General features: G+C 60.3%; 18 protein-coding genes. 9 read left to right on the top strand and 9 right to left on the bottom strand.

The features are described from left to right. Positions 1 to 74: 74 nt before the first annotated feature. On the bottom strand, positions 75 to 284 hold the full coding sequence (locus P5W98_RS03365) for a hypothetical protein (protein ID WP_434718285.1): 210 nt from the start codon (positions 282 to 284) through the stop codon (positions 75 to 77). A gap of 112 nt (positions 285 to 396) precedes the next feature. On the opposite strand from P5W98_RS03365, the gene P5W98_RS03360 reads away from it, so the two are divergent. Next, on the top strand, positions 397 to 1,407 hold the full coding sequence (locus P5W98_RS03360) for a PRTRC system protein D (RefSeq protein WP_434718284.1): 1,011 nt from the start codon (positions 397 to 399) through the stop codon (positions 1,405 to 1,407). Positions 1,408 to 2,007: 600 nt separating this feature from the next. Here the strand turns inward: P5W98_RS03360 and P5W98_RS03355 are convergent. The 3 genes from P5W98_RS03355 to P5W98_RS03345 form a co-directional block, all read right to left on the bottom strand. Then, positions 2,008 to 2,661 carry a hypothetical protein gene (locus P5W98_RS03355; protein WP_434718283.1) on the bottom strand — a complete coding sequence of 218 codons (654 nt, stop codon included), beginning with the start codon at positions 2,659 to 2,661 and terminating at the stop codon, positions 2,008 to 2,010. Between the two features lie 640 nt (positions 2,662 to 3,301). After that, positions 3,302 to 4,003: an LrgB family protein gene (locus P5W98_RS03350; RefSeq protein WP_434718282.1), complete on the bottom strand. Its 702-nt coding sequence runs from the start codon at positions 4,001 to 4,003 to the stop codon at positions 3,302 to 3,304. Continuing rightward, a complete protein-coding gene (locus P5W98_RS03345; protein WP_434718281.1) occupies positions 4,003 to 4,371 on the bottom strand; it encodes a CidA/LrgA family protein in 369 nt (122 codons plus the stop codon). Before P5W98_RS03345 ends, P5W98_RS03350 begins: the two co-directional genes overlap by 1 nt. Before the next feature lie 295 nt (positions 4,372 to 4,666). Here P5W98_RS03345 and P5W98_RS03340 point away from each other — a divergent pair, with 295 nt between their 5' ends. Further along, positions 4,667 to 5,785 carry a glycosyltransferase family 4 protein gene (locus P5W98_RS03340; protein ID WP_434718280.1) on the top strand — a complete coding sequence of 373 codons (1,119 nt, stop codon included), beginning with the start codon at positions 4,667 to 4,669 and terminating at the stop codon, positions 5,783 to 5,785. 26 nt (positions 5,786 to 5,811) lie between these two features. Continuing rightward, entirely contained in the window at positions 5,812 to 6,840 is a 1,029-nt protein-coding gene (galE, locus tag P5W98_RS03335) for a UDP-glucose 4-epimerase GalE (protein ID WP_434718279.1), read from the top strand. Between the two features lie 51 nt (positions 6,841 to 6,891). On the opposite strand, the gene P5W98_RS03330 is transcribed toward galE, so the two are convergent. Genes P5W98_RS03330 through P5W98_RS03315 form a run of 4 tightly spaced genes read right to left on the bottom strand, consistent with a single transcriptional unit; the run spans position 6,892 to position 11,623 of the window. Beyond that, positions 6,892 to 8,775, bottom strand: a complete 1,884-nt coding sequence (locus P5W98_RS03330) for a polysaccharide biosynthesis protein (protein WP_434718278.1) — start codon at positions 8,773 to 8,775, stop codon at positions 6,892 to 6,894. 10 nt (positions 8,776 to 8,785) lie between these two features. After that, positions 8,786 to 9,799: an MraY family glycosyltransferase gene (locus tag P5W98_RS03325; RefSeq protein ID WP_434718499.1), complete on the bottom strand. Its 1,014-nt coding sequence runs from the start codon at positions 9,797 to 9,799 to the stop codon at positions 8,786 to 8,788. 25 nt (positions 9,800 to 9,824) lie between these two features. After that, positions 9,825 to 10,781, bottom strand: coding sequence for an NAD-dependent epimerase/dehydratase family protein (locus P5W98_RS03320; RefSeq protein ID WP_434718277.1), 957 nt, complete (start codon positions 10,779 to 10,781; stop codon positions 9,825 to 9,827). Then, positions 10,778 to 11,623 (bottom strand): glycosyltransferase, encoded by an 846-nt coding sequence (locus P5W98_RS03315; RefSeq protein WP_434718276.1) that lies wholly within the window; start codon positions 11,621 to 11,623, stop codon positions 10,778 to 10,780. The genes P5W98_RS03320 and P5W98_RS03315 overlap by 4 nt, the downstream gene beginning before the upstream one ends. A gap of 392 nt (positions 11,624 to 12,015) precedes the next feature. Between P5W98_RS03315 and P5W98_RS03310 the strand changes: the two genes are divergently transcribed. The 6 genes from P5W98_RS03310 (at position 12,016) to P5W98_RS03285 (ending at position 18,531) form a co-directional block, all read left to right on the top strand. After that, positions 12,016 to 13,440 (top strand): UbiA family prenyltransferase, encoded by a 1,425-nt coding sequence (locus P5W98_RS03310; protein WP_434718275.1) that lies wholly within the window; start codon positions 12,016 to 12,018, stop codon positions 13,438 to 13,440. A gap of 3 nt (positions 13,441 to 13,443) precedes the next feature. Next, on the top strand, positions 13,444 to 14,760 hold the full coding sequence (locus P5W98_RS03305; RefSeq protein WP_434718274.1) for an FAD-binding oxidoreductase: 1,317 nt from the start codon (positions 13,444 to 13,446) through the stop codon (positions 14,758 to 14,760). Then, a complete protein-coding gene (locus tag P5W98_RS03300; RefSeq protein ID WP_434718273.1) occupies positions 14,757 to 15,497 on the top strand; it encodes an SDR family oxidoreductase in 741 nt (246 codons plus the stop codon). The genes P5W98_RS03305 and P5W98_RS03300 overlap by 4 nt, the downstream gene beginning before the upstream one ends. Positions 15,498 to 15,544: 47 nt before the next feature. After that, positions 15,545 to 15,943: a GtrA family protein gene (locus P5W98_RS03295; RefSeq protein ID WP_434718272.1), complete on the top strand. Its 399-nt coding sequence runs from the start codon at positions 15,545 to 15,547 to the stop codon at positions 15,941 to 15,943. A gap of 155 nt (positions 15,944 to 16,098) precedes the next feature. Then, positions 16,099 to 17,712: a hypothetical protein gene (locus P5W98_RS03290; RefSeq protein WP_434718271.1), complete on the top strand. Its 1,614-nt coding sequence runs from the start codon at positions 16,099 to 16,101 to the stop codon at positions 17,710 to 17,712. A gap of 564 nt (positions 17,713 to 18,276) precedes the next feature. Beyond that, the gene (locus P5W98_RS03285; protein WP_434718270.1) at positions 18,277 to 18,531 is read left to right on the top strand and encodes a hypothetical protein; all 255 of its coding nucleotides are present in this window, start codon (positions 18,277 to 18,279) and stop codon (positions 18,529 to 18,531) included. Here P5W98_RS03285 and P5W98_RS03280 read toward each other — a convergent pair. Continuing rightward, positions 18,507 to 20,080 (bottom strand): IS3 family transposase gene (locus P5W98_RS03280; RefSeq protein ID WP_434718269.1). Its coding sequence is split into 2 segments (ribosomal slippage): positions 18,507 to 19,612 and positions 19,612 to 20,080, totalling 1,575 coding nucleotides; the frame shifts between segments, so codons are not numbered across the junction. The genes P5W98_RS03285 and P5W98_RS03280 overlap by 25 nt on opposite strands. Between the last annotated feature and the right edge of the window lie 16 nt (positions 20,081 to 20,096).

Genomic DNA, 20,096 nt, shown 5'->3' with positions numbered 1-20,096 from the left:
CATGCCGCCGGGCTGCGTCACTGCAGCCCGATTTCAGAATCGCATGCCCATTGCAAAGTCAAGGCGCGTGCCGTTCATTCAAAGCCGGCTTCGGGCTGACTGCCAAGGGCGCCGCCAAACGCGGGCACGACTTCATTGGAGTCCTCCGATGGACGGTTGAGATCGGCAAACGAAAGCAAGCAAAAGACCCCATGTTTTCGCGAGATTTTGCCGTCTTGACGTTGCGTCGCGAGCGATAGACTGAATGTTGCAGAGTCGAAACTCTGCGCTCTCGTTGCTTGCATTGCGGAGCAATTTCCGAATACAAGTCTGGGTTTCTTGGAAAAGCCAATCGAATTCGTTCGCCCTCGATTTATCCCTCAATCCTGCCAATACCGCTTTAACAGGACACACACCGTGCATACCTCCGTCTTCGCAGTCGACGTCGGCTACGGCAATACGAAATGGGCATTCCGCGCCGCCAGTGGCAGGGTTGTGACTGGCATGTTTCCGTCGCTTGCGCCGCTGGCACCGCCCCGCTTGCTTTGGGGTGATGGCGAGAGCATGCTCGCCGTGCGCCAGATCGCGAAAATCACCATCGGACGCATCGACTACGAGGTCGGCCCCGGCGTCCCGCTCACCGCCGCTTATGGCAGGACCGGCCGTGCGCTCGGAGACGACTTCGTGCTGTCCGACAACTACGCCGCGTTGCTCTTCGGCGCGATTTGCTTCGCTGGTGTCACTCGAATCCAGCGGCTCGTTCTCGGCGCATCCATGCGCAATTTTGAAAAGGACTCAGCAGTGCTGAAGCAGCGATTCGTCGGCGAGCACGACTTCGGCCACGGCCGCGTCATCGTCGAGAAGGTGGTGGTCATCCCGCAGCCCTTTGGTTCGCTCGTGCTCGCGGCCAGCTGTCGTGGCGACAACTTCAGACGCGACGATGCGCACCTGGTTGTCGACGTCGGCTGCTTCACGACGGACTGGGTCTACGCGAACGGCTTCGCGATGGATTACAACCGCAGCGGTGGCATGCCAGGCGGCACATCGCAGATCGTCCGGCGCATCGCGAAGCTCGTTTCACGCGACGAGGACGAAGAAGTCGACGAGATCGAACTCATTGATAAGGCTCTGCGCGAGAAGTCGCCCTTTTTCTTTTATGGCAGAAATGTCGAACTTGCACCGTATATCGAACTGTCCGCGCCGATCATCGCCGATGTTGTGATGGATCTACAGAACCGCATCGCCCCCCTGCCCGACGTGCACTCAATCATCCTTTCGGGCGGCGGTATAGCACTCTACGCCGCCGCGATCCGTCGTGCCTTCCCGCGCGTCATCATCGAAGTGATCGACTCCCCATGCCTCGCCAATGTTCTCGGGTTCCGGATGATCGGCGAAGCTGGGCTCGCGCGTGAGCGCCGCGCGGATTGAACGAAAAATTCCTGATGCGCATGACTATGACCCGTCTCGCCTCACCGCTGCTCTATCAGCGATTGGACCGGCGCACATCGACGCGAGCGCGCAGCGCTATTGAGATCGCCTGGCGAAACGACGCTGCTTCGAGAACTCGTACGGCATGCGCCAACGTCGGATCCCGAGCCTGCATCGTGCGTACAGGCACAAAGTCGGCGTTAAAAACCACAGACGCGATTGTGACCAGGGGATTTGAGACCCGCGCAGGCAACGCAGCGGACATTGCGCAGGGCTTCAGCTCCAATCTGGGTAGCCTGCTGGCGTGCCACTTCCACGAGCCACACGCACTTGAGCGCCGCCGTACTGCTGCAAGTATCACACCCAATGATGCAGTTCGCCTCATGGTGCACCGGTCGTTCGTCGCGCACGCAACTGACGCCTATGGTTGCGGGCTACCGGTACACCATAAGTCAGCCGAGCCGACGAAGAGTCCGATTGTCCACCCCATGGCATCAATTCGGTAATGGCGTAGCACGCCGGCTAATCGTTTGACAGACGCGCTCAACATGATGGAATGCGTCGATCGTCGGCAGTGTTGCCGCGGATCGGGTCCGGCCTTTACCTCTTTCGGCGTTTTCTCCGAAATGAAGGGCTGAATGATTCGAACGCCATACCGCCGTCCCCGGAGTGGGGTGGAAGATTAGCTATAAATTCAGCGTTGACTTGTTGAGCCAGATTGAGGTTAAACATACACGCCTTGATAGCGTCTTCTAGCGCGTCGATATGCGAAATCAGCTTCTCGGCATCTGGGCCCTGTATGCGAAGCGATTTCGCGCCGCGCTCGACAGAGACCCATAGTCGCAGATTCTTGGGGGCAGGAGGGACACCGGAGTCAAGCAACCGCAGGACGTCGCTCGCGTGAACGAGTTTCAAGGCTTTGGCTTTCGCCGCGCGCTTACATATCTCGTCGGTTCCGAGCTTTCGGGTTATGTCCAACAGCTTCTTGCCCAATCCGAAGCTGACGTAGTCCGAGCCCCCAAAGGCTTCCACGACTGGCTTCGGCAGGCGACTGATCGAAATGCACTTGGAGATGTGACTAACCGAGACAGAGAGCGCGGACGCCATGGCACTTCGAGATGGCCAAAGCCCGGTCGCCAGGTCGTAGCTATAGAAGTTGCCTAGGTCCACGGGCCCGGCTTTTGAGAGGGTGCGAAGACCCCTGTGGACCGTGCAGCTAAGAGCCCTATCGGTCTCCAGCAAATCGTCGCTCATTTCAGTCATCGTTTAAAGCGCTTGTCGCCTGCGGAAGGCGAAAAAAGTTGTTGCGAGAAAATAGCATGCTTCTTGTTCGTGGCGTGCCACGTGCCTGAAAGCGATTTGTCTATCATCATGCAAACACGTTGGGCAGTATTGAATCTAAAGATAATTTTCCATCTTGTTGAAATTTTCGCGCGTTCAAAATGTGCAACTATGTGGCGTACCCGGCAAGTTGGAGGACCAAAAGCTGGCTAAAAAACTGCACCTTTCCGGTGTGCGCCGTGCAGGCGCCTGCACGCGTTTGCGTCTCCATCGTACAATCGACCCATTGTAAGCATTTAATTTTTCGAGGATTTTTTCCTACGGCAAACAATTTGGAACGTTCAATTCGTGCAATAGTATGGCTTAAGCATGCAATCGCGGGCAGTCCAAAAGCTTCACAAAAACACCACCATTCCGGTCGAAGGCGTTCAGGCGCCTGACAAGGACGCGCGCCGCAGACTCTGAACTCAAATCGGCGAGTAATCTGGGGACACGCGGCCTCTCGGAACGGGCCGCCCTTGCACGCACGATATGACATCGATCGACGGATTCCGCTCGCTTCGTGTGCCCCGAGATTGTCAGCGCGGCATCACGCCCGATGTGCCGGAATCGCTTACATCCACCGAAGAAGTACTGGCAGCAGAACCGGCACGACGAACGCTGTAAACACGCCGTTCAGACCCATGCCGAGGCCCGAAAACGCGCCCATCATCTCGCTCACCTGAAACGCCCGCGCCGTACCGATACCGTGCGACGCCACCCCGATCGCAAAGCCACGCACCTCGGGTTCGCGCACGCGCACGGCATCGAGAATCCAGCGCGCGCGCACCGCCCCAAACACGCCCGTAGAAGTCACGAGCACCGCAGTGAGCGAAGGAACGCCGCCCACCTTCTCGGCGACCGCCATGGCGATGGGTGTTGTAACCGACTTCGGCGCCAGCGACGCAAGCGTTTGCTGCGAAGCGCCGAACATCTTGGCGATACCGACCGCCGAGACTATTGCGGTAAGCGAACCCGCCACGAGGCCGCCAAGAAGCGGCAGCGCAAGCGCGACCGTTGCGGGCCCAAGCAGGAAGTGGACAAACTGCGCGCCTTCGAAATAGGTGCGATACAGCGTATCAGTGATCTTCAGCGCAACGACGACGATCGCCACGGCAATCAGCACCGGGTTGGCGAGCGGGTTGTGTTTCGCGCGGGCGTAGATGTTCAGCGCGATCAGATACGCGACGAGCGTGACCGTGAGACCGAGCAGCGGTGAGGCCGCGAGGTAGACCCAGATGGCGTCGAGCTTCGCGAACGGCAGGTGCGTATGCATCACGCGCCCTCCCCGGTGTTTTCGCGGCCGCGCTGACGCCGCATCAACGCACGCGTGACGAGCGCCGTGACGGCAATGCCAAGCGTCGTGCTCACGGCGAGGCTCGCGATCACGGCAAGCGCCTCACCGCGCACGGCCTGAGCGGAAACCATGATGCCCACGCCCGCGGGAATGAAGAGCAGCGAAAGATGGCGCAGCAGCTCGAGCGCGGTGGGCTCGATCGCCTCGGCCGCATTGGGCCGGAACATTGCGAATGCGAATAGCAACAACATGCCGATCACGGGACCGGGAACGGGCAGCGAGAAAACGTAGGAAACGCTCTCGCCAAGACACTGGAAGATCAGGAGGGCGGCCAGGGAACGGAGCATGGCTGGGATTTGGCAAAATTGCGCGCGGCGGCGGTCCGCGCGGCCGGCAGTGTAGCCGAGGAGAGGCGAACGCGCAGCGTGACGGGCACCTACGGTATTTATCGGGTGCCCGTTTGAGCGCTCCGGCGAGACGCATCCACGCTCGGCTAAAATGTGGCCCCGGCGGCGCAGCCCGCAAGACCCGTGCCCCCGCCTCCTCCACACATCGACGCTCAACAGCGAACAGGCCTTCGTGAATTCCCCCGCTGCTCCATCCGCGCTTGCCCGGCGTGAAGCCCCGCCCCAACGGCTCCCGTTGCACATCGCCCTCGTCTGCAACACCGCGTGGGCGATCTATACCTACCGCCAAGGCTTCCTGCGCGCGCTCAACGCAGCCGGCGCGCAAGTCACGATCATCGCGCCGCGCGACCGCACGTTCGAGCCGCTCGAGCAGATGGGCTGCAACTGCGTCGATCTGCCTGTCGCTTCGAAGGGCACGAATCCGCTCGACGACCTGCGCATGCTGCTCGCCCTCTTCAAGCACTATCGCGCGCTCAGGCCGAACGTCGTGTTCCATTACACGATCAAGCCGAATATCTATGGCTCGGTTGCGGCGTGGCTCGCGCGCGTGCCGTCGGTAGCGGTCACGACAGGGCTCGGCTATGTATTCATCCAGAAGAGCCGCGCGGCGCAAGTTGCCAAGCGCCTCTATCGCTTCGCGTTCCGGTTCCCGCGTGAAATCTGGTTCCTGAATCGCGATGACGAAGCCGCCTTCCAGCAAGAGAACCTGCTCGCGCATCCCGAACGCGCGCGCCTGCTGCATGGCGAAGGCGTCGATCTGGACGAATACGCATTCACCCCGCTGCCCGAGCGCGAAGCGTTTGCGTTCGTGCTGATCGGCCGGCTGCTCTGGGACAAGGGCGTGGGCGAATATGTCGAGGCCGCGCGGCAGTTGCGAGCACGTTATCCGCATGCGCGGTTTCGCTTGCTGGGCCCGGTGGGCGTCGATAATCCGAGTGCCATTACACGCGATGAAGTGGCCGCATGGGAGCGCGAAGGCGTAATCGAGTATCTGGGCGAAACCACCGATGTGCGCCCTTATATCGCCGATGTGGACTGCGTCGTCCTGCCGTCGTACCGCGAGGGCGTGCCGCGCACGCTCATGGAAGCGAGCGCGATGGGCCGCCCGATCGTGGCGACCGACGTGCCTGGCTGCCGCGAAGTGGTGACGGATGGCGAAAATGGCCTTCTCTGCTCGGCACGCGATGCGGCTTCGCTCGCGGCCGCACTGTCCCGCATGATCGATATGGCCCTTTCTGCGCGCGCAGCCATGGCCGAGCGAGGCCGGAAAAAAATTGCGAAAGAATTCGACGAACGGGTTGTGGTACAACGCTACCGGGAACTGATTCGGGAATTGACCGGATTGACGTTTTGAACAATTGGAGAGGAACGGAACATCGCATGGCAACGAACTCTAAGGGCACAATTCTCGTCACGGGCGGTGCTGGCTTTATCGGGTCCCACACCAGCGTCGAGCTCCTCAATGACGGTTACGACGTAGTTGTCGTCGATAACCTCATTAATAGCCGTCAAGAATCGCTCGCGCGCGTGACGCAGATCACCGGGAAACCGATTTCGTTCTACGAAGCCGACGTGCGTGACGCTCAGGCGCTCACGCGCATTTTCGAAGCACACAAGATCACTGGGGTAATCCACTTCGCAGCGCTCAAGGCAGTGGGGGAATCGGTCGCCAAGCCGATCGAGTATTACCGCAACAACCTCGACGGTCTGCTCGTCGTGCTCGACGTGATGCGCCAGCACGGCGTCAAGCAGTTCGTGTTCAGTTCGTCCGCAACCGTCTATGGCGTACCCGAGCGCTCGCCCATCGACGAGACCTTCCCGCTCTCGGCCACGAACCCGTACGGCCAGTCCAAGCTGATCGCCGAGCAAATCCTGCGCGACGTCGCGCTCTCCGACCCGACGTGGCGTATTGCCGTGCTGCGCTATTTCAACCCGGTGGGCGCGCATGAGAGCGGCTTGATCGGCGAGGATCCAGCCGGCATTCCGAACAACCTCATGCCTTATGTCGCGCAAGTGGCGGTGGGCAAGCTCGACAAACTACGCGTCTTCGGCAGCGATTATCCGACTCCGGACGGCACGGGCGTGCGCGATTACATTCACGTGGTCGACCTCGCGCTGGGACACATCAAGGCGCTTGATGCGTTGGCTTCCCTTGACAAGGGCTTTGTCGTGAATCTCGGTACCGGCCAAGGCTATAGCGTGCTCGAAGTCGTGAAGGCCTTCGAGAAGGCATCGGGTCGCTCTGTCCCGTATGAGATCGTCGCGCGCCGCCCTGGCGATATCGCGGAGTGTTATGCAAATCCTGCAACGGCAGAAAAGCTGATCGGCTGGAAAGCGCAGTTCGGGATCGAGCGCATGTGCGTCGATCACTGGCGCTGGCAGGAGAAGAATCCGCGAGGGTTTGAGTAAGAAAGAGCGGCGTTCACCACGCGAGGACCGGTCGGTCCTCGCCGTCAAAACTTAGCCGGCCACTCGCGCCGACGTCCCACCCACGCTCTGCAGCTTGGGCGGGCTGGATGGCTGATACTCCGGCACCCAGCGGCGCAAATCCCTGCGCACCTCATCGTCGTTCGGCACGCGATGCTGCATCAGCCAAGGCAGCAATTCGTCGAGCAAGTGCTCAGGCACTTCACGCGCACGCGCAATACGCAGCTTGGGATGCGGCGTACGCGTAGTCGTCTCATCGTCCGCAAGCAGCTCCTCGTATAGCTTCTCACCCGGGCGCAGCCCCGTGAAAGCGATACGGATATGCTCCTCGGTGAACCCATACAAACGGATCAGGTCGCGAGCGAGATCGACGATTTTGACTGGCTTGCCCATGTCGAGAATGAAGATTTCGCCGCCATGTCCCATGCTGGAGGCTTGCAGCACGAGCTGCGAAGCCTCGGGAATCGTCATGAAGAAGCGCGTGATCTCCGGATGCGTAACGGTCACTGGACCGCCCTTCGCAATCTGCTGCTGGAACTTGGGAATCACACTACCCGCACTGCCCAATACGTTACCGAAGCGAACGGTCTCAAACTGGGTACGCTCGCTCGTCTGCTGCATTGCCTGACAGGCCATCTCGGCAAGGCGTTTGCTCGCGCCCATCACGTTCGTCGGGTTAACGGCTTTGTCGGTCGAAATGAGCACGAAATGGCGGACCTGGTGCTTGATCGCCGCACGTGCCACGCGGTACGTGCCCAGCACATTGTTGCGGATCGCCTGCCAGGCATTGAGTTGCTCCATCAACGGAACGTGCTTGTATGCCGCTGCGTGGAACACGATGTAAGGCGTGTAACGCGCCATAACCTGGTCTAGCAGCAGCGAGTCCTTAGCATCTCCGATAATGGATACCACAGAAAGTTCTGGGAAGCGCTCGCGAATTTCTTCCGTGAGCCGGTACATTGCGTATTCGGACAGATCGAGCGCGACGAGTTGCGCGGGCACGAAACGCAGGATCTGGCGACAGAGTTCCGAGCCGATCGAGCCGCCCGCCCCCGTTACCATGACCACCCGTCCGCTCAACAGGGCTTCGACGTGAGGCGTATCGATATTGACCGCATCGCGACCAAGCAGGTCCTCGAGATCGATGTTACGGACCTGCGAAAGAAAACCCTGACCAGGAGTGAGTTCGGTCAAAGCCGGCAACATCAGCGCGTTCACACCCGCGCGCAGGCACTGGGAAGCGACATGACGCTGCACCTCCGCCGACGCGGACGGAATGGCGATAATGGCAAAATCGCAGCGCAGCGTGCTGGCCCAGTGCTCGATGTCGCCAATCGGTCCCAGCACTTTGTAGCCGTAGATCTCGCGGCCCTTCTTCGCAGGATCGTCGTCGAGCAGCCCTACGAGGCGCCACTCCGCCGAGCGCGACAACTCGCGCGCGAGACTTGCACCGGCCCCACCCGCACCTACGACAATCACAGGCTTGCCCTGCGCGACAAGGCCACCGTACAAATAAAATTCTTTGGTCGCGCGATAGAGAGCGCGCGCGCCGCCCATGACGAAAAACAGCAGCAACGGCGAGACGATTAGCACCGAGCGCGGAATAATCGGCGACGGCTGCAGCATGACCGACGCCACCATCGCTATTAGCGCGGCTGAGACGATCGCCTTCGAAATGCGCATCAGATCGGGCAGGCTCGCGAAAACCCACATACCGCGATACAGCCCGAAAATACGAAACATGATGGCGTAGACCGGCAACACCCAGACCAGGTTGTCGACGGCACCATGCCTGAACTCAGTTGGAACGGAAGCGTTGAAGCGTAGAAGATAGGCCGTCAGCCATGCGGCGGCCACCGCGCCGATATCAAAGATAAAGGCGCTGAATGAGAGCCAAGAGGCTTTATTGCGAAGCATCAGCTCGACCTCAGGGTTGTCTGCTAAGGGACTGGAAACGGCGCCAGCGCATGTCAATTGCCGCGCCCATCAAAACAAGAACGACAGCCCAACCTCCAACGATCCCCCACTGCAAGGCCGTGGGTAATGCCAACGCCCAAAGAGCAAGTATTATGCCGGTAAACATGATCAGATACCACGTCAGTGCCGTTACCGCATGACCGGTCCCAAGGCGAACCATGCGTTGATAATAATGTTCGCGGTGCGCTTGCCAAAATTTTTCGCCGCGCAGAAGCCGCTTGATCAGCGTGATAGACGCGTCGCCAATAAAGGGCGAGAACACGAGCACCGGGAACCAGATCGGCCAAGCGCCGTTGCGCCAGCCCCAGTAGCCGAGCGCACCGGCCAGAAAGCCCGTGGGGATCGACCCGGCATCGCCGAGAAAAATCTTCGCCGGGTGGAAATTGAAAAGCAAAAAACCGCCCGCAGCACCTGCGACCGCCGCACAAGCCCAACTCAGTTCCCGCATCGGCGTCGGCCCGAACAGCGCGGCAATTGCGTACGTGCTGAAGCCAAACAGCGCCATACCGCCGGCAAGACCATCGGAGCCGTCCATGAAATTGTAGAGATTAACCAGCCACAACATCAAAAACGCCAGACTCGCGAGGCACCACCAGGGAATCGGGGCCGGATAGACAACGACAAGGGCCAGCACGGCAACGAAATGCGCACCAAAACGTACGCGCGCGGGCAAGCCGCGGCGGTCGTCGATTTGCGATACCGCAGCCAGGAAGGCAACGCCAACAGCGATCAACCACAGCGATGGGGCCAAAAGCCCAATCGCGAGTACGACCACCGGCATGATGCCCCACCCGCCGACACGCGGAGTCGGCCGCTCGTGAAGAGAACGTTCGTTCGGGATATCGGTGGCGAGACGCCACGCGAGACCTGTCTTCAACAGGAGCGCGAGGATAGCGGCACACAACACGCCGCACGCCAGCGCAATCGAGGTGGCGTGCAGCAGGGACGAAATGTGGACTTGCAAATTCAACGCAGGCGTTCTCCACACATTAATGCGACGCTCGATACCACTTTGCAGTGGCTTCCAGCCCTTCGTCGACTACAAACGGTGGTTGCCAGCCGAGCCGCTCGCAGATGTGAGACGTGTCGACTTGCAGGCTCGTCGTCAGACGCTCCATCTGCGCTGCGCGCCCCGTGAGCACCCCGGCCACGCGCAGTAGACGCGGAGGAACGGAAATTAGGCGCGCGGGCTTCGACAGATGGCGCCCCACGCCTCGCAACAGTTGCGCGACCGAAAGATCATCCGCGTCGGCCACGTGGAAGCAGGCGTTCGCGGCTCGCGCGTCGTTGGCACAGTGTATGAGCGCGTCGGCCAGATTCTCCGTGTACATCAGGCTGCGCCGCGCATCGATCGAGCCAAACGGCAGCGGCACACCGCGCCAAAGCGCATCCATCATCTGCAAAAAATTGGCGCCGACGCCTGGCCCATACACAAGTGGCGGGCGCACGACAACGACTTCCATCCCCGTTTCCTCGCTCAGGCGCCAGAGCGCCTCCTCCGCCGCGAGCTTCGAGCGGCCGTACAGATCGACCGGCATGGGCTGCGCGGACTCGGCAAGCGGCGCGCCTCCATCCGACTCCGCGACAGCCTTGATGCTGCTCACGAAAACCACCCGCCGCGCGCCCCGGGCGTGGGCAGCGCGGGCGACGCGCAGAGTGCCTTCGACGTTAGTTGCGTAAAAAGCCGCCAGCGGGTCCGGCGCCTCATCGCGCATCACGTGAACTCGCGCGGCCAGATGAACGACGCAATCAGGCGACAAGTCGTCCGGCCAAGCCTCCAGCAATCCCACAAAATCCGCCGCACCGTGACGCCATTCGCGCACGCCATCGACACCGACGTCGCCACGCCGCACCAGCGCGGTCACATCATGGCCATGGCCGGCCAGCGTCCGGCACAATGCGCGCCCGATCAGACCATTTGCGCCCGTCACCAATATGCTGCTCAAAGCCACTTCCATCCGAACCGGTTGTAAAACTTGTACGCCGACGCCACGAACATCCGGATGTGCGCCCATCCCTTGCGGGACGCGCCACCGCCGTGGTGCAGCACCCGCACCGCAGGCGTATAGACGACGTGTGCGACATCATGGGCACGCAGACTCAGGTCGTAGTCCTCGAAATAAAGAAAGTAACGGGCGTCGAACCCGGCAAGCTTTTTGAGCACCTTCGTGCGAAACAGCATGAAGCAGCCGCTCACGATCGGTGGATCCCATAGCGTGTCGCGCTCGTTGATCTGCGCGCGCATTTCGTATCGCGCAAGGCGCGACTCGAAAGGCCGACGCGCCGCGCGCGGCAGGAAGCCGCGCACGAACAGGTCGATGAGCGTCGGGTACTGGCGGCATAGGTACTGGAGCTGGCCGCTGTCGTCGACGATGGCCGGCGTAAGTAATCCCACTTCCGGGTGAGCCTCCAGGAACTCCACCGCCTCGAGCAACGCGCTGGGCTCGATGTCCACGTCGGGATTGAGCACCAGGTGGTAGCGGCTCGATGTCCGTTCGATGGCAAGGTTATGGCCGCGCCCGTAGCCGATGTTGCCGTGGCCGCTGAGGGTCGTGCACTCAATGCCTGCCTGTGACAACGAGGCACGCATGCTCGTCATGTCCGGCATGCCGCCGTTGTCGATCAGATAGAGGTGAATCGGCATCCCCGGCCTGACCCGCTCCAACGCCGTACCTGCCGCTGCCAGGCTCGCGAACGTCCGCCCGAGCAACTGCCTGTCGGGATGAAAAACGACCACCGAGACGGATACCCCGCCGTGATCCATGCTAGATACCGCACTCACTGTCATCTGGTAACGCGACGATTCGGTACGCTTTACGCGTCACCTGAATAAAAGGGGCCAGCAAAAATGTCTAGTTTCCTAAAAATGCACGTTTCCGGCAACTCGCTTTGCCATTTGTTACGAGCACACGACAATGCGAACCGAATAGAGCTGCGATCAACAAGCCGCGTGAAACGCACCCCCGACTGCGCCCCCAATCATAGGCGGGAGATACGCCACGCGTCTTATCGAAGCTGCCCGGCCTCCCGATAAATTAAGAACCGACATAAATGTAACAGCGTCACAATATCCGGTTAAAATTCTGCGGTTTGACGCACGGAATCGCACCTGGCGCACGCGCCCAGGCAAGCGCACCGGATAGACCATTTCATAGAATTAAGTTGCCACTGGCCAACTGTATGCGCAGCAGACCACTCGTTGTTGACCTGGACGGCACGTTGATTCGATCGGATGTGCTGATCGAATCGGGATTTGCCTATCTCAAATCGGCGCCACTGCGGTTTTACCGGCCGCTCATGTGGCTTGCCCGCGGTGGCAAGCCGGCTCTCAAGGCGGGGCTTGCCGAGAGCATGAATATCGACGTCACAGTCCTGCCCTATGACCCGCAGGTGCTCAGCTGGCTCAAGGAAGAGCGCGATGCGGGACGCCCGCTCGTGCTCGCGACCGCGAGCCACGAGCGCTATGCGCATGCCATCGCCGATCACCTCGGCCTGTTCGACCAGACCTTCGCGACGGCAAACGGCGTCAATCTCTCGTCGCATCGCAAGCGCGACAAGCTCGTGGCCGAGTTCGGCGAGAGGAATTTCGACTATGCCGGCAACTCGCACGACGACATCGCCGTGTGGCAATCGGCGGCGCGAGCCTACGTCGTTAATCCGTCGAGCGGGGTCGAGCGCGCCGCTCGCAAGATCGGCAATGTCGAACGCGTCATCGAGTCGCGAACACCGACGCTGAAAGTCTGGTCGAAATCGTTGCGCCTGCACCAGTGGTTGAAGAACCTGCTGATCTTCCTCCCGCTCCTCGCCGCGCATAAGCTCGACCACCCGGACGTCATCGCCGCAGCGCTGCTCGCATTCCTCGCCTTCGGGCTCTGTGCGTCGAGCGTCTACCTGCTCAACGACCTGCTCGATCTCGAAGACGACCGGCACCATCCGACCAAGCGCAAGCGCCCGCTCGCATCCGGCGCGTTGCCGCTCACTTGGGGGATCGGACTCTTTCCTGTCTTACTCGTGGGCGCCTTCGTGCTCACTGTGCTCTTCCTCCCCTGGCGATTCGCTGCCGTGCTAGTGGGCTACTACGTGCTCACGCTCGCGTACTCGATGTACCTCAAGCGGCAGGTGATGGTGGATGTGGTCGTGCTTGCGATACTGTACACGATTCGCATCGTCGCCGGCACGGCCGCCATTGGCACGCACCTCACTTTCTGGCTGCTCGCGTTCTCGATGTTCATCTTCCTGAGCCTCGCGCTTGTGAAGCGCTACGCAGAGTTGCACTCGATGAAGGCGCGCGGGCTCGTCAAGACGCGCGGGCGCGGCTACGTACCTAGCGATCTGCCACTCATCTCGTCGCTGGGCACGGCGTCGGGCTACCTCTCGGTGCTCGTCCTCGCGCTGTACATCCAGGACGGCAACACGGCGAAGCTCTACCGGCATGCGCAAGCCATCTGGCTCGCATGTCCGCTGCTGCTTTACTGGATCAGCCGCACCTGGATCATCGCACACCGGGGCCTCATGCACGACGACCCGATCGTGTTCGCCGCACGAGACCGCGTGAGCATCGCGGTCGTAGCCCTCTGCTGCCTAGTGTTCTGGGCGGCGACCTAACCAATGAGTACGGTGCTATCCTGGGGGCGGTACCCAGCCCTCCCGCAACAAGCGCACGCGCTAGCATGGCGCGACCGCGCCATGGCGACCTGGCGCGAGACGATAGAGGCACACGGCAACGCACTTGCGTTTGGCAACGGCCGCAGCTACGGAGACAGTTGCCTCGCGACCTCGAACCATGTGTTACAGACCCTGCCGCTGGACCGCCTGATTGCAGCCGACTGGGCGACCGGCGTACTGCGCGCGGAACCCGGCGTCACGCTCGAACAGATCCTCGAAATCGCAATCCCGCGCGGTTGGATGCTCCCAGTCACGCCCGGCACCAAATACGCGACGCTCGGCGGCGCAATTGCCAATGACGTGCACGGCAAGAATCATCATGTCCGCGGCACCTTCGGCCGCCACGTGCGCCGCTTCGGCCTTGCACGTAGTGACGGCAGCCTGATCGAATGTGCGCCGGACGCATATCCGGAACTCTACGCCGCCACGATTGGAGGTCTGGGTCTCACGGGCCTGATCCTTTGGGCGGAAATCCAGCTCATGCCGATCCGCTCCAGCCTGATCGACCAGACGAGCATCCGCTTCAATAACCTCGACGAGTTCTTCAGGCTCTCGGAACGTCTCGATCCACTGCACGAATACAGCGTGGCATGGGTGGACTGCCAGAGTCGGGGGGCGACGCTTGGGCGCGGCATATTCATGGTTGGCGATCACGCCGCGGATGGGCCGCTCGAAGTCGACCGGCGCAAGAAGCGCACCGTACCGATGACGCTGCCCGTCCCCATCTTCAATCCGCTGACCCTGCATGCGTTCAACGGCTTGTACTATCACCGCCAGCGTAGCGGTGAGACGCGCTCGAAAGTTAGCTACGATGCTTACTTTTACCCGCTCGACAGCCTGCTCGAATGGAATCGCATTTACGGGCGCAAAGGCTTCCAGCAGTATCAGTGCGTGGTGCCGCCTGAGGCCGCGCGCGACGCTATCCGAGCCATTCTCGACGCAATCGCGACGAGCGGCACGGGCTCATTTCTCGCCGTACTCAAGCGTTGCGGCGACATCCGCTCGCCGGGGCTTCTCTCCTTCCCGCGCGAAGGCACGTCGCTCGCGCTCGACTTCCCGCAGCGCGATGCGCAAAATGCACGGCTTTTTGCGCGACTCGACGCAATCGTAAGCGAAGCGCACGGCCGGATGTATCCGGCGAAGGATGCGCATATGTCCGGCGCCGATTTTCGGGCCGCCTACCCGCAATGGCAGCAACTAGAGAACCTGCGAGATCCCGCGATGCTTTCGCGGTTCTGGGAACGAACGACTCGAACATGAAGAATATCCTCATCGTGGGCGCAACCTCGGCCATCGCCACAGCCTGTGCCCGCCGCTGGGCCGCGCAAGGCGCGCGCCTTTTCCTCGTCGCCCGCAACGGCGAACGGCTGCAGCAAGTCGCCGATGACCTCACCGCGCGTGGCGCCAAACTCGCGGCGTGCTATCAACTCGACGTCAACGAAGTCGAGCAGCACGCGGCGATGCTCGCGCGCTGTCAAGCCGAACTTGGCGCGCTCGACATCGTACTCGTCGCGCCTGGCACGCTTCCCAACCAGGCGCAGTGCCAGGCCGACGCAGCCGTTGCGATGCGCGAATTCAACACCAACGTCACGTCGATCATCGGTCTGCTCACACCAATCGCGAATCTGGTCGAGACTCAGCGACGTGGTACGATCGCCGTCATTTCGTCCGTGGCAGGCGATCGCGGCCGGCCGTCGAACTATCTGTACGGGAGCGCGAAGGCCGCGCTTTCGGCCTTCTGCGAGGGTCTGAACGCACGCCTCTTCAAGGCCGGCGCACATGTCGTCACGATCAAGCCCGGCTTCGTCGCCACGCCGATGACCGAAGGCCTGCCGCTCCCCGGTCCGCTCGTTGCGACCCCGGACAAGGTGGCCGGCGAAATCACGCGCGCCATCGAAAAGAACACGGACGTTCTCTATACGCCGTGGTTCTGGCAACACATCATGCTGATCATTCGCTCAATCCCGCGCGTCATGTTCAAACGCGCGTCGCTTTAAGCAGCACGGCAGCCGCCTCACTCGAACCGCCGTAACCAACATTCGTCATGAGTCGCACCAAGATCGTCGTCCTTTATTCCCTTTTTTCAGCGATCTCAATCGCAGCAAATATCGGCACACAGAAAATCTACCTTATGTTCGCTCCCCTCCTTTTTGCCGTGCTTCTCTCGGTACTGGCCGGTACGACGGTAGGCCTCGGCGTGAAGTTCCTCCTCGACAAAGTCTGGATCTTCGAATACCAACACCGCGACATCGCGCACGGCATTCAAAGTTTCATTCTGTATTCGACCATGGGCCTCGCAACGACTGCCATCTTTTGGGGCTTCGAGTTCAGCGCAGACCATCTCTTCGGCACGGAAACAGCACGCCTTACTGGTGGCACAATTGGGCTGGTGATCGGCTACCTAGTAAAGTACCGCCTCGACAAAAAATTCGTATTCGCCTGACGATCGATTAATCGATTAATCGGGCTCTTAAGCACAGACTGGTCACCGACTGGCCCGCTTGACGTGCCGTCGGCATGACGGTGTAGCCACAAGGACTTTTCAACTACGCCTAAGCCTGACGCCTCAGTAGAATAATGAACGTACTCAGTAGAATAATGAACATATCAAGCGCAAAGCGCGCCATCGACTTTCCTCTCGCCCTCGCAACCTGCTTACTAACGTTCATCATTGCAACTGCGGCGCTCTTTGCTGTGATGCAGGGGGTGAATGCACCGAACATCGTTACTACTTGGGTGCCAGCGTATGGCCTTACGGCTATGGTCGGCTGGGCGATCTATATGGGAAGGATGCGGGGTCTATGTTGCACTATTGGCGCCAGCCTGTTAATCGTCGGCTGTGCGCTAGTGTCCAACATCTATTTCGATTTCTCAAGCGACGGCCTTGGCTACCATGCGAACGGCATCTATCAACTCGCCGAGCACTTTGACTTTCTGAGATCGTCGCTGACCGGACGATATGCAATCTACATCAACAGCTATCCGAAGCTGTCGTGGTTCTACTCCGCTGCCCTGATGAAGATGACGGGCAATTATGAGTTCGGAAAGAGTATCAACCTGATACTCCTGCTAGCAGCCGCACTAGTCACGTGGTCGGTGATGCGCGGCGCGCCCATTCTCGCTAGAGTAACCGGCGTCCTGTGTATCTGCGCGAATCCGATTATCGTTTCGCAGATATTTACGCATTACGTTGACGGTTGCATGGCCGCCCTGCTGTCTATACAGGTGCTGTGTATCTATGGTTTCTTCTGGCGCGAGAGTTCTCGACAACTGATCATTGCGTTTGCATTGGCATCGATCGGTGCTGCGACGCTAAAACACACCGGCCTCGTGTTCTCTACGCTGCTAGTGGGCGGCCTGTTCATTCTCGCAAGAGCGAGGAAAGTTACGCTTGGTCTGCGCGCTTGGCACATTGCAGCGCTTGTCGGAACCTTCTCAATCCTCGCGATCAATCCATACGTAAAGAATCTCGTCGAGGGTCACCACATCTTCTATCCGGCGATGGGGGAAGGCAGAATCAAAACGCTGATCTCCGGCCAGACGACGCCCGAGTTTCATGCGCTCAACAGATTTTCTCAACTTGGGTTGAGCGTTTTCGGCAGAACCAGAAACGAGAACCCGTTCGACAAGTCGACACCTCGCGTTCCGGTGATCAAGGTGCCATTCACCGTCGATGAGCTCGAACTGAAATACTCGGGCGCCATTGATCCAAGGTGGGGAGGATGGGGTCCGTTATTCGGAGGCGCATGCATTGCTGCTTTGGCTCTCGGAGCATTGTGTAGAAAGTCAGTCCGCAGCACCGCGCCGCTGCTTGTAATACTCGCAACGCTTTGCGTGATCAGCCCCGAGTCCTGGTGGGCGCGCCTTAACCCACAGCTTTACATCTTTGTGGCTGTTGTGGCGATTCTGGGTTTGTTGGAGCGGCGCGTCGCAGCTTACGCCTTGGCTGCGGTGCTGTTGATCAACGGCGGGATCGTCGGATACGAGACCACTCGAATGATCCAAAGCGGGAACGCCTACCTCCAGCAGGTGACTTCGGAGCTGTCGGACAACATGCGCGTCCCACTGTATTGGACAAAAACCGTTGAAGACTTGACGCCCATATTTAAGCGCCTCGGGGCTGACACGGAAATGTGCGAGCCAGGAGCGTGCCGCCAGCTAGCATGCAAGGAAATCCTTGGCGAAACCGTTTGCGCTTTTCACACGCATTGACATAAAGCGCGGCGAACCCACGAATGTCGGGGGATCGCCGTGACGAAGCCTAAAGGCTTTCTTATCTAATGCGGCGCGCGCGAATGAAGCCGTTGCAGGTCATTGTAGGCGCGCCGAATGACGCCAACCCGTTGAGGTACACCGTCGTCGTCGCAGACAAGCTCATTCGGGAAGTCGGAAAGGCGAGCATCTGCTGCTGCCCCGTCGAGAAAGATGCCACGATTTGCTGCGATTGGCCTTGAGACGTTGTGATAACACCTGTGGTCGTATTACTCATAGGATCGCGATAGGGATGTCCGTTGCTGAACACCCCCCGCACATACATGGACGCCCCCGGTTTGCCAACCTTTCAGTCTTTGACGGCTCGAAGGTAGAGATTGCACTCATACATCCGGACTTTCGGTGCGGCGTTGCCGCTGTCCCTGATGGAATCCGCTGGCCAAGTTCTCAATAGATCCGTGTGCTCGAGGCACGCTGTGCGGGTCAGATTTCCGTGGCCACGGTCTTACCTGTTTTGCCATCAATTCATGCCTGAACTATGGCCAGCGGTGGCGGCGGAATATCGTGTTTTCCCTCAAGGTTCTCGATAGCTTTTCGCATGAAGGGCATATTGAGCGCACCGTCACCGACATCAAGACGATACAAGTTCCCGCACGCATGAGCACGGCATTGCGCGACTATGAACTGTACTGCCGGGATCGCCGTCTTCGTACAACGACCCTTCGCGCGCGGATGCGGGTGATAGCGTTATTCGCGGAAATTTTCAAGCTAGTTGTCGCCTCAACGATTAAATTTCAGGCGGCCTTCTTCTCCTGGTGACGATTTAGGGCGACGCCCTGGTTGTCGCTTCGATCCGGGTTCAGGTGCACAGCATGTACCCGCTGCCAGTTGCGCGTTGGGCCTTTCCATCGCAGTGGATTGCGCTGCCGTGCAGTCTCATAAAGCGCCGCCCGTCGATCCAGAATGTCCTGGTCGAGGTTGGCGTGGCGCTGCGCTGGCGTCACGAACCGGATCGCGCTGTGACGATGTTCGTGGTTATACCAGCGCACCAGCGCGCCCACCCAGGTGCGCGCGGCGAGCAGGGTATCGAACGCCTTGAGCGGATAAGCCGGCCGGTACTTCAGGGTCTTGAACAGCGACTCGGAACACGGGTTGTCGTTGCTCACGCCCGGGCGACTCAACGACGGCATGACGCCCAGCGCCTGAAGGGTGGCGAGCATCGTCGCGCCTTTCATCGGGCCACCATTATCCGAATGCAGAATCACCTGGCCGGACTGTATCGCTTCGCGCGCGCAGAGGTCCCTGAGGACTTCGCTGGCCTGCACGCTGCTTTCCTCCGCATAGACCTGCCAGCCGACAATTTTTCGGCTGAATACGTCCATAAACAGGTACAGATAAAAATACTGTCCACGGATCGTCGTCGGCAAATACGTGATGTCCCAGGAATACAGCTGGTTCGGCGCGTCGGCGCAAACCGAACGGGGTTTGCTGCGTGCGTGGGCTGGCCGTTCGCTGCGCCGGTGCGCGAGTTGCTTCTCGGCTTTCAGTACCCGGTAGAACGTCGATTCCGAGGCAATATAGCGTTGCTGGTCTGCCAGTCGCGGCACGATCTGGCTTGGCGGCAGATGACCAAATTCGGCCGAGTTCGCGACCGCCAGAAGCTCGGCGCGTTCCTCGGCAGTTAGCTTGTGGCGCGGCTCGTGGTGCCGTAGCGAGCGCCCGTCCACCGCGCCAGGTTCGCCGCGCTGCCAGCGCTGAACTGTGCGCGCGCTGAGCCCCAGAATCCTGCACGCGTGTGCCTGCCGAGCCCCGGCCAGGGTCGCCTCGTTGATGAGACCGATCAATGCCTTGCGCTCTTCAGGGGCCGTCATTCGGCCTCGTCCCCGAGGAGCGCACGGTACTTTTTTTGCAGCACCAGCAGCGCCGCAGCTTCGGCCAGCGCCTGCTCCTTGCGCTTGAGCTCACGCTGCAGTTGCACATTCGCCTGCTTCAGATCCCGGACTTCCTGGGCGCTCTCACGTCGGCCACCGGCTGCACCACCGGCGCAAAAATCCGCTCGCCACTGCGCGAGATGATGCGCAAACAGGCCGCGCTCCCGACACCAGCCGTTCAATGCTTCGTCCACCAGGCCGTGGCTCTCCTGCAGGGCCATCAGGCGCTCTTCAAGCGACCAGTCTTCCGGACGTCTTGCGTGTCCAGAATTCGAGCTCCGGTTCGCGGCGGCGGTGCCTCTCATCCAATTCCTCAATGTCAGTACGTTCACGTTCAATTCGTCGGCGACGGCTCCAACCGTTCGGTTCCCGCGCTGCAGAACTTTCGAGCGCGCCTGCTCCTTGAACTCAACAGAATACGTTTGTTTCGTCTTCAACTTGTACCTCTGACTC

This window comes from Paraburkholderia sp. A1BS-2L (genome assembly GCF_051125205.1).
Lineage (GTDB): Bacteria > Pseudomonadota > Gammaproteobacteria > Burkholderiales > Burkholderiaceae > Paraburkholderia.
The sequence above is the reverse complement of the archived record's forward strand: the minus strand, read 5'-3'. Positions and strand labels throughout refer to the sequence as shown.

Excerpts from the sequence above, each read along its gene's own strand:
- P5W98_RS03315 (WP_434718276.1), bottom strand. The coding sequence starts at position 11,623 with ATGACAGTGAGTGCGGTATCTAGCATGGATCACGGCGGGGTATCCGTC.
- P5W98_RS03355 (WP_434718283.1), bottom strand. The coding sequence starts at position 2,661 with ATGAGCGACGATTTGCTGGAGACCGATAGGGCTCTTAGCTGCACGGTC.
- P5W98_RS03290 (WP_434718271.1), top strand. The coding sequence starts at position 16,099 with ATGAACATATCAAGCGCAAAGCGCGCCATCGACTTTCCTCTCGCCCTC.
- P5W98_RS03350 (WP_434718282.1), bottom strand. The coding sequence starts at position 4,003 with ATGCATACGCACCTGCCGTTCGCGAAGCTCGACGCCATCTGGGTCTAC.
- P5W98_RS03310 (WP_434718275.1), top strand. The coding sequence starts at position 12,016 with ATGCGCAGCAGACCACTCGTTGTTGACCTGGACGGCACGTTGATTCGA.
- galE (WP_434718279.1), top strand. The coding sequence starts at position 5,812 with ATGGCAACGAACTCTAAGGGCACAATTCTCGTCACGGGCGGTGCTGGC.
- P5W98_RS03345 (WP_434718281.1), bottom strand. The coding sequence starts at position 4,371 with ATGCTCCGTTCCCTGGCCGCCCTCCTGATCTTCCAGTGTCTTGGCGAG.
- P5W98_RS03365 (WP_434718285.1), bottom strand. The coding sequence starts at position 284 with ATGCAAGCAACGAGAGCGCAGAGTTTCGACTCTGCAACATTCAGTCTA.
- P5W98_RS03330 (WP_434718278.1), bottom strand. The coding sequence starts at position 8,775 with ATGCTTCGCAATAAAGCCTCTTGGCTCTCATTCAGCGCCTTTATCTTT.
- P5W98_RS03295 (WP_434718272.1), top strand. The coding sequence starts at position 15,545 with ATGAGTCGCACCAAGATCGTCGTCCTTTATTCCCTTTTTTCAGCGATC.
- P5W98_RS03305 (WP_434718274.1), top strand. The coding sequence starts at position 13,444 with ATGAGTACGGTGCTATCCTGGGGGCGGTACCCAGCCCTCCCGCAACAA.
- P5W98_RS03300 (WP_434718273.1), top strand. The coding sequence starts at position 14,757 with ATGAAGAATATCCTCATCGTGGGCGCAACCTCGGCCATCGCCACAGCC.